This window comes from Bombella intestini (genome assembly GCF_002003665.1).
Classification (GTDB): domain Bacteria; phylum Pseudomonadota; class Alphaproteobacteria; order Acetobacterales; family Acetobacteraceae; genus Bombella; species Bombella intestini.
The window spans coordinates 174563-190242 of sequence record NZ_JATM01000001.1 but is presented as its reverse complement, the minus strand read 5'-3'; the positions used below and the strand labels follow the sequence as shown (position 1 = coordinate 190242).

At 54.7% G+C, this 15680-nt stretch carries 13 protein-coding genes and 2 tRNA genes; 2 read left to right on the top strand and 13 right to left on the bottom strand.

Features of this window, described 5'->3' with window-relative positions; translation table 11 throughout:
- The first annotated feature begins 62 nt into the window (after positions 1 to 62).
- Complete coding sequence (locus tag AL01_RS00825) at positions 63 to 386, top strand: FtsB family cell division protein (protein WP_077395378.1); 324 nt, start codon at positions 63 to 65, stop codon at positions 384 to 386.
- Between the two features lie 104 nt (positions 387 to 490).
- Here AL01_RS00825 and rpmG read toward each other — a convergent pair whose 3' ends face one another.
- From rpmG to AL01_RS00800, 5 genes are all read right to left on the bottom strand, one after another.
- Positions 491 to 658: a 50S ribosomal protein L33 gene (gene rpmG / locus AL01_RS00820; RefSeq protein ID WP_043561310.1), complete on the bottom strand. Its 168-nt coding sequence runs from the start codon at positions 656 to 658 to the stop codon at positions 491 to 493.
- 171 nt (positions 659 to 829) lie between these two features.
- Positions 830 to 2068 (bottom strand): hypothetical protein, encoded by a 1239-nt coding sequence (locus AL01_RS00815; protein WP_077395377.1) that lies wholly within the window; start codon positions 2066 to 2068, stop codon positions 830 to 832.
- A gap of 137 nt (positions 2069 to 2205) precedes the next feature.
- On the bottom strand, positions 2206 to 2769 hold the full coding sequence (pgsA, locus tag AL01_RS00810) for a CDP-diacylglycerol--glycerol-3-phosphate 3-phosphatidyltransferase (protein WP_077395376.1): 564 nt from the start codon (positions 2767 to 2769) through the stop codon (positions 2206 to 2208).
- A 44-nt stretch (positions 2770 to 2813) separates the two neighbouring features.
- Complete coding sequence (uvrC, locus tag AL01_RS00805) at positions 2814 to 4691, bottom strand: excinuclease ABC subunit UvrC (RefSeq protein ID WP_077395375.1); 1878 nt, start codon at positions 4689 to 4691, stop codon at positions 2814 to 2816.
- 306 nt (positions 4692 to 4997) lie between these two features.
- Positions 4998 to 6026: a dipeptidase gene (locus AL01_RS00800; RefSeq protein WP_077395374.1), complete on the bottom strand. Its 1029-nt coding sequence runs from the start codon at positions 6024 to 6026 to the stop codon at positions 4998 to 5000.
- A 100-nt stretch (positions 6027 to 6126) separates the two neighbouring features.
- Between AL01_RS00800 and AL01_RS00795 the strand changes: the two genes are divergently transcribed.
- Complete coding sequence (locus tag AL01_RS00795) at positions 6127 to 6921, top strand: exodeoxyribonuclease III (protein WP_077395373.1); 795 nt, start codon at positions 6127 to 6129, stop codon at positions 6919 to 6921.
- A gap of 77 nt (positions 6922 to 6998) precedes the next feature.
- On the opposite strand, the gene AL01_RS00790 is transcribed toward AL01_RS00795, so the two are convergent.
- From AL01_RS00790 to AL01_RS00755, 8 genes are all read right to left on the bottom strand, one after another.
- Positions 6999 to 7703: a response regulator transcription factor gene (locus AL01_RS00790; RefSeq protein WP_077395372.1), complete on the bottom strand. Its 705-nt coding sequence runs from the start codon at positions 7701 to 7703 to the stop codon at positions 6999 to 7001.
- 117 nt (positions 7704 to 7820) lie between these two features.
- Entirely contained in the window at positions 7821 to 9674 is a 1854-nt protein-coding gene (locus tag AL01_RS00785) for a cation:proton antiporter (protein WP_077395371.1), read from the bottom strand.
- Between the two features lie 153 nt (positions 9675 to 9827).
- Positions 9828 to 11141 carry an RsmB/NOP family class I SAM-dependent RNA methyltransferase gene (locus AL01_RS00780; protein ID WP_077395370.1) on the bottom strand — a complete coding sequence of 438 codons (1314 nt, stop codon included), beginning with the start codon at positions 11139 to 11141 and terminating at the stop codon, positions 9828 to 9830.
- A gap of 60 nt (positions 11142 to 11201) precedes the next feature.
- Positions 11202 to 12686, bottom strand: coding sequence for an IMP dehydrogenase (gene guaB, locus AL01_RS00775; protein WP_077395846.1), 1485 nt, complete (start codon positions 12684 to 12686; stop codon positions 11202 to 11204).
- Positions 12687 to 12833: 147 nt separating this feature from the next.
- Positions 12834 to 14222 carry an oxygen-independent coproporphyrinogen III oxidase gene (gene hemN, locus AL01_RS00770; RefSeq protein WP_077395369.1) on the bottom strand — a complete coding sequence of 463 codons (1389 nt, stop codon included), beginning with the start codon at positions 14220 to 14222 and terminating at the stop codon, positions 12834 to 12836.
- A gap of 119 nt (positions 14223 to 14341) precedes the next feature.
- A tRNA-Gln gene (locus tag AL01_RS00765) sits at positions 14342 to 14415 on the bottom strand.
- A gap of 40 nt (positions 14416 to 14455) precedes the next feature.
- A tRNA-Gln gene (locus AL01_RS00760) sits at positions 14456 to 14529 on the bottom strand.
- A gap of 70 nt (positions 14530 to 14599) precedes the next feature.
- Positions 14600 to 15622, bottom strand: coding sequence for a DUF475 domain-containing protein (locus tag AL01_RS00755; RefSeq protein WP_158075905.1), 1023 nt, complete (start codon positions 15620 to 15622; stop codon positions 14600 to 14602).
- Positions 15623 to 15680 lie beyond the last annotated feature (58 nt).

The window sequence follows — 15680 nt, the reverse complement described above, 5'->3', positions numbered from 1 at the left end:
GAACCGCTTATAAATGATAGTCCAATTCAACTGAATACCCATCATAACCGAGGAGCCACAGCATGATCGCTCTGCTACGGCGTGGAGTGGGTGCCGTATTTGCCCCGCTCCTCTTCCTGCTGCTGACAATCTATTTTGGCTGGAATGCGCTACATGGCAATCTTGGTATTGAGGCCTACCAGCGGCAAAAGAAACTCCAGCTCGAAGCCCAATCTGCCTTGTCAGATGCTCATAAAGAGCAGGACATATGGCGTCGACGCGTCACAGCCTTAAATGAAAAAGCCTTGGACCCGGATATGCTGGATGAGCGAAGCCGTATGATGCTCAACAGCAGCCGAAAGGGTGATCTGGTTATTCCCTATGGCGAGAAAAACTCTCTCTACTGAGGGAAGGCAACCTCCCCTTACTCCATGCTAATTCTGCCTAACCACGCATAAAAAAAAAAGCGGCCCAGAGGGCCGCCTTTCTTGTTCATCAGATAACCCGATGATTACTTGATCTTTGCCTCACGGAAGACAACGTGCTTACGCACGACCGGGTCATACTTGCGTACTTCCATCTTCCCTGTTGCCGTACGGGCATTCTTCTTCGTGACATAGAAATAACCCGTATCTGCAGAAGAAACGAGACGGATCATGATTACGTTTGTTTTGGCCATATTACCCTCGGACTGCTGCCGCATGATGGGACGCTGCTTCATCAGTGTCGGAGCAGCACATCCCCTATACCTGAGCCGGACAATGATACCTTGAGCCTTTCAGGTCAAGTCCTTTCCGACTCAGGATACCTCATTGAGGCAGATTATGTTCGTTTTCTCGCAAGACTAATCTCATTTATCCCAGTCAAACTGGTACACACCATCACTCTTATGAGCCCGTGCGGAACGTGCAGAGGCTTCAAGACCCAGCGCATCCACAAACTCACCATTACGTTTCCGGTGCGTATGATGCCGCTCCTTCTTTGCATGCGCCTCCACAGGCCGCTCAGATGTCTTGTGATGCCGCCCAGACACCGCCACAGCCTCATGGTCCCGAGCCTGCTGCTTATGATGCGATTTATGAATGTGAGCTGGCTCTGCCACAGGCTGAGCAGCATCAACAGCCATCCTGTCATATCTGTGCCGGGGCGCAGCTTCAGGCATGGCGGGTTGCTGCGGAGGCGGCTCGGCCACGACCGGTGCTTTAGGCGCAGGCGGTGGGATTACGACATGGGCCTCAGAGTGCGGCGGTACTGCCCTAACGGGCGGAGCCTCATGCACAGGGCGTTGCTGCACTTCATGCCGGACCTCAGCCTTCGGCTGGGGAGGTGGTACCTCCCTAACAGGTGGAACCTCACGCACGAGGCGTTGCGATTCTGGCTCTGGTAGCCTCTCAACCTTCGGCTGTGGATGAGGAGCCTCTGTGACAACCTGTTCCCTTGGGGGAGGCGGCGGCGGTACCGTCACCGGTGTTTTTTCAGTTTCTGCCTGAGCCTCCTGCGTCTGTTCATCAGAAGAACGAACATGCCCGAAGGTTCTAGCATTCTGATACAAAGCTGCCTTGCCCGCACTGACGATCTTAACACTACCATCAGGGGCAATAAGCGTATCGGTTCCATCGCCATTAGGAATGGTAACGACACCCTTATTTGCAGGCTCGATATAAGGAGGTGCATTATCCTTCACATGGGAGGGAATGGGCTGACCGATAGGCATTACATCCCGACCAGAACCATACCGCTTGCCAACATCCTCCCCGACACTCATGCCCTGCCCGTCATTCAACTGCTGGCGCAAGTCGGCATCAAGCTGCGGGCGGGCCTTCTGCCATTTTGCAACAAAATGAGCATCAGACCGGCTAACATCCTGAAGGCTGGGCACAGGCTCCGGCTGCCCCGGCCAGACATCGCCTTCTTCAGGCAGGAGAGGCATCGTACTGGTTGCCTTCGCCCCCTGAATGCGCTGCGCTGTCTCACTCCGAGCATCAGGCGTATTCGGATTACCAAACGGGTTGATCGTATTGTGCAGATGCCTGTCCAGCCCCGTACAACTGACCGAGAAACTGGTGCATCCCACCGCAAAGAAGGACATGACAGCGCCTGCCCTCTTTATTTTGCCTTCTCTGCTTTTCATTCCTCACCCTTTACAATCATCACAACCCGCCACCGAGAAAGCGTAACACGCCTTCCGCCATCATCTTCCAGAGCCGCCAGATACCTCACAGCATCCTACCTCCGTATTTGCGCTACGGTCGCTCTGAGATACTCCGTCCCCGTCAGGAGGGTCGGAATAACGGACAGCCAGAGCAACGCAGCCCCTATCACACCGAAACACCATGTTACGTCATGAAAAGAGCTAGAATCCCCCTGCCCCAAAATAAGAAACCCTATTGCCACCATCTGCACGCCTGTTTTCCATTTAGCCAGACGAGTGGAAGGGATCATTTCATTCCGGGAAGCCATATATTCCCGCAATCCGCTAATCATAATCTCCCGCAACATGATGAGAATAGCCGCATACAGCGAACAGAAGCGTAACCCGCCCATTCCTGCAAGGGCTAGAAGAAGCCCACCTACAAGAAGTTTATCTGCAATTGGGTCCATCATCCGGCCGAGATCAGACGTCAGCCCCTGCCTACGGGCAAGAGCGCCATCAAGATAGTCAGTCACACAGGCGCCCACATACAGCAGAAACGCCAGATCCGCCCATAGGCCGCCACCCGCCAGACACGCAATCAGCACTGGGATCACAAGTATACGGCACAGCGTGAGAAGGTTGGGAAGATTGATCACCTGATATCCCTAATGTGGAAAGCCATCCCCAACACAGTGCTCAGTCAGGGATTTTCGAGGACGTCACTCTGCTCTCTTACCCATTCTGGATGGAAATATCCATAAATGACCTGCGCCATTTCACGATTAATTCCCGGTACACGTTCCAGCTCTTCCAGAGCCGCCTGCCCAACCTGCCGAATAGAGCCAAAACGGGTCAGCAACGCCTTCTTGCGGGCAGGCCCAACACCCGGAATTTCATCAAGCCCAGAACGGGTCAATGCCCTAGAGCGTCCTGCCCTGTGTGTCGTGATGACAAAACGATGCACCTCATCCCGCAATCTCTGGAGGTAATACAGAACAGCATCATTGACCGGTAGCTGAAATGGCTCTTTCCCCTCTACAAAAAACCATTCCCGCCCTGCGTTGCGATCCACCCCTTTGGCAATACCAACGACCGGAATGGAGGACAGCCCCCGCTCGGCTAGAATCTCCCGCACGACTCGCACTTGCCCCTTACCACCATCAATCAGCAGAAGGTCCGGCCAGTTTTCACTCCCTGCATCATCAGGCGTCAACTGGGCAAAACGGCGAGTCATGACTTCCTTCATCATGCCGAAATCATCTCCCGGAGCCACTGGCCCACGAATGGAAAACTTTCTATAAGCCCGCTTCACAAAACCTTCTGGCCCGCCAACCACCATGGCCCCATAAGGAGCCTGCCCCATAAGATGGGAGTTATCGTAAACTTCAATGCGTTTCGGTGGTGCCAGTAAGTCGAACAAATCAGCAACTTTTTCCAACAGGACCGCCTGCCCGGCAGTTTCAGCCAAACGCCGTTCCAGAGCTTCACGAGCATTAAGAATGGCATGGTCCAACACCGCCTTCTTTTCGCCCCGCTGTGGCTGAAGCAGCTGCACCTTCTGCCCCCGTTGCAGGCTCAAAGCCTCAGTAAGCAAAGGCTGTTCAGAAGGTTCGCTATTCGTCATTATCTGCAAAGGAGGCTGCTTATCCTCGTAGAACTGAAGCAGAAATGCAGCCAGAACATCCTCAACTGATGCATCAGCCTCATGCCGAGGATAGAACGCCCTGTTCCCGTTATTACGTCCCCCACGGATGAAAAAGACCTGTATGCAGCTCTGCCCCGCTTGCTGCCAGAGTGCCACCACATCCGCTTCCTGAATACTAATAGGGTTTATCGCCCCTGAAGCCCGAAGATTAGCAAACCCTCGGATACGGTCCCGAATGAGTGCTGCCCGCTCAAAAGCCAATTCTTCGGAAGCCTTTTCCATCTCTACGGTCAAACGCTGTTGTAACTCCCGCCCGCCACCACCTAGGAATTCCCTCGTCTGCTCTACTAGTGCCTGATATTCCGATGGGCTGATACGGTCCACACAGGGGGCAGAACAGCGTTTGATCTGATGCAGCAGACAAGGTCGTGTGCGGGATTCGAAAACGCTATCCGTACACGTCCGCAACATGAAGGCCCGCTGGATGACCTGAATCGTCTGATCCACAGCACGAGATGATGCAAATGGCCCCCAATATGTCGCCCCTTTAACCGGCTTCCCTCGTTGGCGCATTAAGCGAGGGAAAGCATGATCGCCGCTCAACAGGAGCCACGGATAGCTCTTATCGTCCCGCAGAAGGATATTGAAGCGGGGCTTCATCCGCTTGATGTAGTTGGCCTCCAACAGCAACGCTTCGGCTTCGGTCCGGGTAACAACGATCTCCATATTGACGGTCAAAGACACCATGAGCCGCAAACGCTCCGGCAAGCGGGCAAGCTGCGTATAAGAGGTAACGCGCTTCTTCAGGTTCAGGGCCTTGCCGACATAAAGCACCTCGTCCTTTGCGCTCAACATCCGGTACACGCCGGGGCTGTCGGGAATCGTCTTTAGAGCCTTCCGAATCGCAGCGACGCCATGAGGTGTATCAGCCATTTTTCTTGGTTTTCCGCCAGTTTCTCGTGATTATGACAGTCCTTTTACACTCATCCACCATTCCTGTGGACAAAGCTGTGAATACTCCAAGGGTAAAAGCACACAGCATAGGGTTTCTCTTCTTTTTTCATAGATTGCCTATTTTTTAAGCAAAGAATGTAACCATCTGAAAAATAACGATTTGTGAAAGATTTTATCCCCTCCTGCCTCCCTTCCTTACCCCTTACCAGCCGAGTTGGCTGTCAATCCCGTTTATGAAAAAATTACTACGCAAAAAATACGCTAAATCCTTCTAAAAATGGGAAATCATGTTTGACATTCTAATGTTTTTTCTTCTGCTTTTTCCAAAAGCCTCAACATATTTCCCCCGCAGAGTGCCCGAATTTCACTCGCATCCAGCCCTGTCTGCTCTAATGCCTTGAGTAAATGGTGGGTCTCACTCGCATCCTGCCAGCCTTCTATACCGCCCCCGCCATCAAAGTCGGACGAAATCCCCACATGTTCGATACCGATCCTACGGGCGACATACAGCACATGCCCCACAAAGTCCTTCAGTGTACCGCCACCACCTCGCCGCAGAAACGGCCCCATAGCCGTGATCTGGATCAGACCACCACTTACCTTCAAGGCATCAAGCTGTCCGTCATCCAGATTGCGGGGATGATCACACAAAGCCCGCACGCAAGAATGGCTAGCAAAGACCGGCACTGTGGACGTCTCCACCGCCTGCATCATGGTCTTACGGGACGCATGAGACACATCGACCAACACGCCATGACGGTTCATCTCACCGATGACCTCCCGCCCCAAGGCCGACAACCCTCCATGGGCTTCTTCCGGCCCTTGTCGGACAACCGCTGAATCCGCCAACAGATTATGGCCGTTGTGGGTCAGGGTCATGTAACGCACACCGTACCTACGAGCGAGATGACCAATTCGGGCCGGGTCATCCGCCAGCGGGTACCCATTCTCCATGACTGGAACTAACGCCACTTTCCCGGCCTCCGCCGCCTGACGTACATCTCGTGCTGTTCGACATAGGGCGGCTCGACCGGATACATGCAACGCCACCATCTCCTCCATGGCTTCCAGCATGGCCCCAGCCCGCCGCCAGGCTGCTTCATGCCCGGCATCATCAAGAGCAGCCTGTGGAGTGTAAGCGGCCAGACAGGCTGCCCCTAGTCCCCCAGCCTCTGCCTTAGGAATGGTAAAACGGCGTTCTGCTTCCCTTAGGGCAATGTCCGCCTGATCCCGCTTCTGCCAACAGGGAAGACCTTCCTCTGTCTTTTCTTCCCACGGGATATCAATATGACTGTCGATCATTAAAACGGACATATGCAGGGTCTTTCCTTATCTATTCCCTTCAGATTGGCGCAGAACCTGTCAATCGCAAGATCTTCCTTGAAATTTCCGGCTCAAGAGGGGATCAGAAGACATGCGCCTTATTACATGGAATATCAATTCGCTCCGCCTCCGGCTGCCCTTGCTTCAACGCCTGATCGAAGAGCAGTCCCCTGATGTCATCTGCCTTCAGGAGACTAAGGTACCGGACCCGCTCTACCCACAAGATGCCTTGGCAGAACTGGGATTCCCTCATCAAATTTATCGTGGGATGAAGAGTTACAACGGGGTCACCATTCTCTCCCGCACGCCGCTAGAACCTGTTACCGACACGCCAGACTGGTGCGGTAAAACGGATTGCCGCCATGTGGCTGCAAATGTTCAGACAGATTCCGGCCCGGTGACCCTTCATAACTTCTATGTTCCTGCCGGGGGGGACATCCCCGACCCGCAAGAAAATCAGAAATTCGCCCATAAGCTCGCCTTCCTCGAGGAAGCAACGGACTGGTTCACGGACAACCCGCCCAAGCGGAGCATCTTAGTCGGCGATCTCAACATCGCCCCATTAGAACATGATGTCTGGAGCCACCGCCAGCTGCTAAAAATCGTCAGTCATACCCCACCGGAAACAACACGGTTGACCCATTGGCTCAATACCGGATTCGAAGACGCCATGCGGAAAGCGATTCCGGAACCTGAAAAACTCTTCACATGGTGGTCATACCGCAATCGGGATTGGAAAAAATCCAATAGAGGCCGCCGCCTAGATCATATCTGGACAACACCGGATATTCTGCCCAGCCTAAAGAGCATCAATGTTCTCAGCCCCGTTCGGGACTGGACCTCTCCCTCCGATCATGTCCCTGTTCTAATGGACATATCCCTCTAACCCGCTAAACGGGTTCGCAACAGAAAAAGGCTGGCAGCCTCCTTGTCAGCCTTTTTTGCCTATTCTCTTCCCAAAAATTAGAGGTCAGGATTGAGGCAGTAACCGCCACCTTCCGTCAACAAAATCCCGGCCCGCCCGTGATCAGGTTCGATCTTCTGACGAAGGCGGTATATATGCGTCTCCAGCGTGTGCGTAGTCACTGAGGCATGATAGCCCCAAACCTCATGCAGCAACACATCCCGCTCTACCGGCTGCCCACCAGCACGATAGAGATATTTCAGAATGGCCGTTTCCTTTTCTGTCAGATGAATACGCTGACCCTTTTTCTGGTCTAGCAACTGCTTTCTGGCCGGATGGAACACATAGGGGCCGATATCAAAAACGACATCCTCACTATTCTCGAACAGGCGCAGCTGTGCACGCAGGCGGGCCTTCAGCTCACCCATGCGGAATGGCTTGGCGACATAATCATTCGCCCCAGCATCCAGCCCACGAATCACATCATCCTCATCATGAGAGCCAGTCATCATGACGATGGGGATATGAATCCCCTTCTCCCGTAGTTCTGCACAGAAATCCCGCCCATCACCATCAGGCAGGTTCACATCCAGTAGAAGAATATCCGTTCGTCCACCCGAAGGGCGGTTTATCACCCCCCGTGCTGCGGCAAGAGTGGCGGCCTGTTCAACCCGGTACGCTCCATCTTCCCCCAGCTGTTCTGCTAGCAAAAGACGCAAGGCATCATCATCGTCAACAATCAGTATTGAGTGATGAGCATTCATGTTTCGAAAATCCCGTTCGTAGTGCCCTAAAATTCCCCCATACGCCCATGCAGACCGGACAGACAGGGGGCTGTCTTTCTAAAACGGCACTACACTACTCCGAACAGCAGCCGAGCACTATGTCCCTGCACGCAGTTCTGCTTCCTCTTTTTTTTCACCCGTCTCAACCTCACGGTTCTCCGGTGCTTTCATCGATACGACAATATCCCCCATAACCGGCATGGTCCATGCCCGATCTTCTGCCGAGCGAATGAAGATACCCGTCCCCCGGCGGATGATCAGCAGATCCAGCCGGTTCTCCTCTTTCCCAAACAGGTCTACCGTAGCATCCGTCACGCTCTGGCTGACAAAACGCCACCCACGGCTAAACAGCGTATCAAAGAAAGTATAGTTCCACCCCGGTTCCCCCAGCACCTTGCCACGGGCATCACGGGAGAGACCACGGTACAAGTCCAACCGGGCCACACCGGGGCTGACCTGATAGACCCGTTCTCGCCCCATATGCGGGGCCATATGGCCGCAAACCATACCATTATAAATGGCATCCCCTGTCGTAGCGACTAGATAATCAGCGGGGCGTTCCTCCAACGCTTCCTGCCCAGCGGCTGAAAGCAGTTCCGCCTTAAGGACCGGGACCCCACGGCGGGCAGCAGGCATAAGTTCCTGCGCCGTAGTATCCACCAACAGCACGGGCACTTTTTCATCATTCAGGCAAGCAGCCAGATCGGTTGACCATGCATTGCCGCCCAGAATGACCAAAGCAGGTTCGTTGGATAATGTCAGATGCAAGCGGCGAGCAAGCGGCCCGAGCGAAAAACCATGACAGATCATCGTCACGGCGATCACGCAGAACACGGCTGGCATGACAAGATCCGCCGAGGCATAGCCCGCCTCCGAGAGTTTGATACCAGCAGCACCAGCCACGGCCGCAGCCACAATCCCCCGGGGAGCAATCCACCCAACGAAAATCCGTTCCTGCCAGCTTATACTCGTCCCCAGCGTAGCCAGAAAAATGCAGAGCGGGCGAACCACAAACAATACAACGAGCGTCAACAACAGAATGGGGATGGACAATCTAGCCAATACGGCCCGGTGCAAATCAGCCGTCAGCAAGATAAACAGGACGGACACCATCAGGACGACAAGAGATTCCTTGGTCCGTTTTAGTTCGTTCAGGCCGGGAATATGCAGATTGGTCAGCATCATGCCGAACACAGTCACGGCAATCAGCCCAGCTCCCTCCATCGCCAACGTGCAGGCTTCGAAAATAATCAGAGCCAATGTGACCATGATGGGAACCTTCAAAAGTTCCGGCATCAGATCCCTCGTAAAGAGGTAACGCATCAAATAAGCGGGCAAAATCCCTGCTGCTACGGAGATCGCCCCCGCTACCAGCATGTCCGGCAAGGTATGGACGAAAAACAGCTGTTTGTGCAGGTCTACATGCAGAAGCATGATCTGCATCACCACAGCAGCCAGAATAGCCCCTACCGGGTCATTAACGATGGCTTCCCACCGCAGGAAAGCGGCCACACGGGGATGGAGCTTAGCACTCCGCAACAGAGGCAGAATGACTGTCGGCCCCGTTACCACAATGATAGCCCCGAAAAGGAAAGACGTTCCCCATTCCAGATGGGCGACATAATGAGCGGCCAGTGCCCCCAATATCCAGTTGATAGGCAGGGCCACCATTGTCAGGCGGGCCACGCCCTGCCCGGCCTCCCGTAACTGCCGGATATCCAGCACCATCCCGCCTTCAAAAACGATCAGGGCCACCAACATATTCACCAAGGGACGGAACGCATGGCCTAATACTTCTGAAGGATGGAGCCACCCCAGCACGGGGCCAAAAAGCAGCCCCATGGCAAAAAGCAGCACAATAGCCGGCAAGCGCAAACGCCACGCAACCCACTGCGCCAGCATTCCGGCCCCGAATGTCAGCACCACCCAAAAAAGAACGTCATAGGCCATAGGGAGTATATTTCCTCCAGTCAGACAGAACCACTCGCCCCTACAAGGCGGGCAGGAAGGGCACCATCAGATAGTAGTCATTTTAATGCCAGAGGCACAAACCTGCGTTACTACCAGACTACAAACTGGATAATCCGGCCCTTCTATGTAAGGTCAAACCGCCGCTGCCTTCTCCATAGTCGCCACGAAGAAGCCATCTGTTCCAAAACCATGCGGTGTCAGAGAGAAAAGGGCCTCATTACTCAGAGCTTCCGGCAAGAGGGCAGACCGTTTCTCAGCAGGCAGAAGGCTGTACTTCTCTTGTCTTTTCAGGAAGGATGCGATCTGTTTCTGGTTCTCGACACCCAACAAAGAGCAGGTCGCATAAACCAGCTTCCCACCCGGGCGGACGAGACGAGCTGCAATATCAAGAATGGCAGCCTGTTTGACACAAAGCTCCTTGATGTCCTCTTCCGTCAAACGCAAGCGGGCATCAGGATTACGCCGCCATGTTCCTGTGCCGGAACATGGTGCATCCACCAGAACCGTATCAAACTGACCTTCCCGCCGCTTTGCCCATTTGTCGCCTTCGCTCAACAGATGACGGGTCACATTATGCACACCCGCCCGGCGTAGGCGTTTTGTGGCACCATCCAACCGCACACGGGAGACATCGCAGGCTACGATCTGCCCCTTGTTTTCCATCGTCATAGCAAGGGCCAACGTCTTCCCAGCAGCACCGGCACAATAATCGAGCAGCCTCTGTCCCGGTTTGGCACCTACGGCAGCGGCAATCAGCTGACTGCCTTCATCCTGAATCTCTACGATCCCTTCCCGGAATAAGGCCGCCGCTGTGACAGGCTGACGCCCTTCCAAACGGATACCCCACGGGGAGAGAGTCGTCGGCTCACCATGGAACCCCTCCCGCTTGAGACGGCGCAGAGCTTCCTCCCGTGTAGCCTTGAGAAGATTCACCCGAAGGTCCAGCGAGGGAGCTCCCATAAGGGCACGCATTTCCTCTTCCAGACGGTCCCCGAAATCTTCTTCTAGGTAGGGATGTAGCCAATCGGGATATTCCAACCGGACTGGAAGAGACTGCTTTTCGCTGCTGATCTCCTGCCCTTCCAGAGCCTCCAGCATGACCATCTCACGGTCACTCAATGGAGCGGGCGCATAACGCTCACCATTAAACAGGGCCTGAATAGAAGAAAGAGGCTGCCCGACAAAATGCAGCATGGCTGCACAAAGCAGCCTCGGGGAAATATCTTCATCCCGATAGCGTAGGTCCGCCCGTAGATGCCAATGCAACCGCCGCCATGCCCGCAGAACATCCCACGCAAGAGTGGAAATAGCTCTACGATCTCCACCACCAATATAGCGGCGTTCACGGAAGAAATTGTTAGCTACGGCATCAGCCGGGCGGTGCGGTGCGTTCTGGATCGCACAAAGCAGATCAATCGCACCAGAAAGACGAGCAGCGGGGGTCATGGCCCCCGCCTACTCTGTTTCCTTCCATCAGGAAAGAAAAAAATTACCTTTTAAAGCCAATTAAAGCCGATAGTTCGGTGCTTCACGCGTGATAGTCACGTCATGCACGTGGCTTTCCCGCAAGCCTGCATTAGTGATTTTGCGGAAGCGAGCCCGGGCCTGAAGGTCTGTAATCGTAGCAGAGCCCGTATAGCCCATGCCTGCCCGCAGACCACCAACCAGCTGATGCACCACAGCAGCCATTGGCCCCTTATATGGCACCTGCCCTTCAATCCCTTCCGGCACCAGCTTCAGCGTATCCCGCACTTCACCTTGGAAGTAGCGATCTGCTGAACCACGGGCCATAGCGCCCATGGAGCCCATGCCACGATAAGCTTTGTAGGTCCGCCCCTGATACAGGAAGCTCTCACCGGGGCTTTCCTCACACCCTGCCAGCATGGAGCCTACCATCACGACATCAGCACCGGCACCAATGGCCTTGACGATGTCACCCGATGTCCGGATGCCACCATCAGCAATGGCTGGGATGTCCAGCTCATGACACGCAGCAGCTGTTTCCAGAACGGCGGAGAACTGCGGCACGCCGACACCGGCCACAACACGGGTCGTACAAATGGAGCCCGGACCAATGCCGATCTTCACGCAATCTGCACCGGACTTGATCAAGGCTCTGGCGGCTTCCGGTGTGGCCACGTTACCGGCAATCAGCTGCACATCGGCATATTTATCACGCAGGCGAGCCACGGTCTCCAATACACCACGGGAATGACCATGCGCTGTATCGACTACCAACACATCCACGCCTGCTTCAACAAGCGCAGCCCCACGGCGAAGACCATCCTCACCAACACCAATGGCTGCGGCGCACAGCAGGCGGCCTTCTGTATCCTTCACGGCCAGCGGATGGGTCGTGGCCTTGTCCATATCCTTGACGGTAATCAGGCCGATGCAGCGTTCTGCATCATCCACGACCAACAACTTCTCAATCCGATGATCATGCAACAGCTGGCGGGCCTGCTCGGCAGAGGCACCATGCTTGACCGTGACCAGCCCTTTATGCGTCATCAGGTCCCGCACACGAGTGCTTTTATCTTCGGTAAAACGCATGTCACGGTTGGTCAGAATACCAACCAGCTTGCCATCTTTCTCTACGACAGGAAGGCCAGAGATGCCATGACGAGCCATGATCTCATGCACATCGCTCAATGTCTGGTCTGGGCCCACCGTGACGGGGTTCACCACCATACCAGCTTCAAAACGCTTCACACGGCGGACCTGCTCGGCCTGCCCTTCCAGCGTCAGATTTTTATGAATGACGCCCATGCCGCCCTGCTGCGCCATGGAAATAGCCATTTCTTCTTCCGTCACCGTGTCCATAGCGGAAGAAAGCAGCGGAATATTCAGTTCCAGCTTGCGGGTAAGACGTGTCTTCGTGCTGACCTGACCGGGAAGAACAGATGATTCGACCGGTTCGATCAATACATCATCAAACGCCAGAGCATCACGCACACGGCTGTAAAGTTTATCGTTAAAAGAATCTGTCATGATGCCCACGCCCCCGATCGTGCGTCCTGTTCGATACAACTAGGTCAGCTTATCACCACTAAAAGGGTCATTAAGCTGTTGGCAGGGTCTCATAACGCACTATCTAGCCATAGGCAAAGGAAAACGGCCTACCATTGGTCATCATCCTCACAGAGATGAGGAAAAACGGGGCGTCGGCTTGCCATCTGCCGCTGCGGCCAGCTCTTTGCGCCGCATATCAAACACAGCCGCCAAATGACGCAGGAATGGCTTGCCCTTTTCTGTCAGGCTCACCCGGTTCCCTTCCCAATGAATCAACCCATCTTCCTCAAAAGAGGACAGAGCCGCCAATTCCTCAACAAACGCCTCATGCAGGCTCTGACCCTCCGGGATATAGGGCGTCAGGTCCACGGCGGAGAGACACATGATGGTCTCAATCACTTTCCCCCGCCAGCGGTCTTCTTCCGTACGGAAAACACCACGGGCTATGGGCAAGCCATCATGTTCTTCCAACGCCCGGATATAGGCCGCCGTGGAAGGAATGTTCTGATAGAATCCATCAGGCGTCATGGAGATGGCGGATGCGCCCATTCCTAACAGAACAGGCGATGAATCGATCGTGTACCCCTGAAAATTTCGATGCAGCGTACCCGCCTCATAGGCATGGGTCATGGCGTCACCGGGGTGGGCGTAATGGTCCAACCCAATGGGCTTATAGCCTTCCTCAACCAAAACCCGATCGATCATATCCGCTTGCTGCAACCGTTCCTCAGAAGAAGGTAGGGAATCCTGCGGGATAAGCTGCTGGCGTTTCTGCTTCCACGGCACATGAGCATAGCCAAAAACAGCCAGACGGTCCGGCCTCATCCCGGCAACACGACGGGCTGTATCCTGTACGCTCTCAACTGTCTGATAGGGCAGACCATAGATCAGGTCGATATTTACCCCATTCACCCCCGCCGCACGGGCCTGCTGCACACAGGCCAAAGTCTGCTCGTAAGACTGCACGCGCCCGCACGTTTCCTGCACGGTACGGTCGAGGTCTTGCACACCGAAACTGATGCGATTGAAGCCAAGCTCACCCAACAAGGGCAGCATACCTTCCGGCACATGCCGGGGGTCCATCTCCATGGCAACCTCGGCATCGTCAGCAAGTTGGAACTCTTCCCGGACAGCCGCCATTACCTTCCGCAGAGCCGATTCTGGCAAGGTTGTTGGTGTCCCCCCACCAAAATGAAGATGACGCACCACACGCCCTCGCCCGATCAACGCAACGAGACGGTGCATCTCTTTGAGAAGCAGCTCGCCATAGGCTGCCCGCCCCTCCTCCTGCCGCATCACCGCCGTGTTGCAAGCACAGAAACGGCACAGCTCATCACAAAACGGAACATGAAAATAGAGAGAAACAGACTGCCCAGCCGGCAAGGCCTTCAGCCAACCTGCCACATCTTGCGGTCCAATCGCCTCGGAAAAACTGACCGCCGTTGGGTAGCTTGTATAGCGTGGTAGGTTGCCGCCATAGCGGGCGATCAGATCAGAAGAAATTGTTGCAGCCACAGTTCCACCATATTCCGGCTCTGGTCAGGGATGGTCCTGCTTACAGCGATGTGCCCCGTCACGCAAATCAACGGCTACCCGACATGTAACGAAAGGATTTATCTTGTGCGGAAAAGAAATGGCTGGGAGACCTGGATTCGAACCAGGGCTGACCGGGTCAGAGCCGGTAGTTCTACCGCTAAACTATCTCCCAAGCGGTGGGGCTGTCCCCTTCTGCAAACTCACCATAAAAATGGCTGGGAGACCTGGATTCGAACCAGGGCTGACCGGGTCAGAGCCGGTAGTTCTACCGCTAAACTATCTCCCAAGCGGCGTTTGCTGGAGGGGTTCTAGCCTTATTCTCCTTACAGTGCAAGGGGTTAAGGAAAGTTTTTCCTTTATTTTACGGGGCGTCTCACCGCACTCGCCAGAAAAGCACCACCAATCAGCAAGATACCCACAAGCCCTGTCACCCATTCCGGCACTTCGACCAGCACACTGACCAACATCAGCAAGGAAAGAATGAAAATGGTATAAAATGCCCCATGCTCCACATAAACATACTCAGCCAGAGCATTGGTCTTCAGCATGGAGAGTGTCATGGAGCGGACGAACATCGCCCCCACACCAAGCCCCAGTGCAATGACGACCGGGTCTGTCGTGATCGCAAAGGCTGAAATGACACCATCAAATGAGAAGCTGGCATCAATAAATTCCAGATACAGGAACGTGAGCAGCCCGCCACCTGCCGCCATGCGGGAAGCCCCCGGCTCGCCAATCAGCCAAACCAGCGTTTCCTTTCCTAGAATATAAGCGGCTACACCACCACAGCCCCAAAAGAGGAATGCCATTGGGTCGTGTCCCGGCCCCATCAAGCGGCTCACCAGCATGAGAACAGCCAGCGTCACCCCAACTGGCAGGGCCGATACCCCACCCAGACGAGCCGCCGGACGCTCCAGCCATGAGAGCCAGTGATGGGTTTTGTCATCATCCAGAAAATAATTCAGCGCAATCAGAAGAAGGAAGGCCCCACCGAAGGCAGAGATCATATCCTTTGCACCGAGCATGATAGAGGCGTAACGCTGCGGCTCCATCACAGCCAAGCGGGCCGCCTGCCACGGTGACAAACCTGCCACCAGAGCCACCAGAAGAACGGGGAACAGAAACCGCATCCCCAATACGGAAATTGGCATCCCCCAGCTGATGTAACGCTTCTGCCAACGGGGCGACATGGTCTTGAGGATGCCATAATCAACAATGGCATTATCCATCGATTCAGCCGTTTCCATCAGGGCAAGAATGGCCACACCCTCTACCCCCATGAGGGCCCCATACAGGCTGGGCGTATGTCCGTACCCTAGAACGGCACCAACACATAGGGCCAAGGCGGCCAGAACGAAAGCGGCGTAAAACTGTCTCAAAAGCTGTCCTGTTCTTCTAAAGAGTGGCCTTCTGGCCCATGCTTTCATCACCCCTTAC

Bases quoted from the DNA above. Each gene is read 5' to 3' on its own strand.
- AL01_RS00825 (WP_077395378.1), top strand. From the start codon at position 63: ATGATCGCTCTGCTACGGCGTGGAGTGGGTGCCGTATTTGCCCCGCTC.
- rpmG (WP_043561310.1), bottom strand. From the start codon at position 658: ATGGCCAAAACAAACGTAATCATGATCCGTCTCGTTTCTTCTGCAGAT.
- AL01_RS00815 (WP_077395377.1), bottom strand. From the start codon at position 2,068: ATGTCCTTCTTTGCGGTGGGATGCACCAGTTTCTCGGTCAGTTGTACG.
- uvrC (WP_077395375.1), bottom strand. From the start codon at position 4,691: ATGGCTGATACACCTCATGGCGTCGCTGCGATTCGGAAGGCTCTAAAG.
- AL01_RS00800 (WP_077395374.1), bottom strand. From the start codon at position 6,026: ATGTCCGTTTTAATGATCGACAGTCATATTGATATCCCGTGGGAAGAA.
- AL01_RS00795 (WP_077395373.1), top strand. From the start codon at position 6,127: ATGCGCCTTATTACATGGAATATCAATTCGCTCCGCCTCCGGCTGCCC.
- AL01_RS00790 (WP_077395372.1), bottom strand. From the start codon at position 7,703: ATGAATGCTCATCACTCAATACTGATTGTTGACGATGATGATGCCTTG.
- AL01_RS00785 (WP_077395371.1), bottom strand. From the start codon at position 9,674: ATGGCCTATGACGTTCTTTTTTGGGTGGTGCTGACATTCGGGGCCGGA.
- AL01_RS00780 (WP_077395370.1), bottom strand. From the start codon at position 11,141: ATGACCCCCGCTGCTCGTCTTTCTGGTGCGATTGATCTGCTTTGTGCG.
- guaB (WP_077395846.1), bottom strand. From the start codon at position 12,686: ATGACAGATTCTTTTAACGATAAACTTTACAGCCGTGTGCGTGATGCT.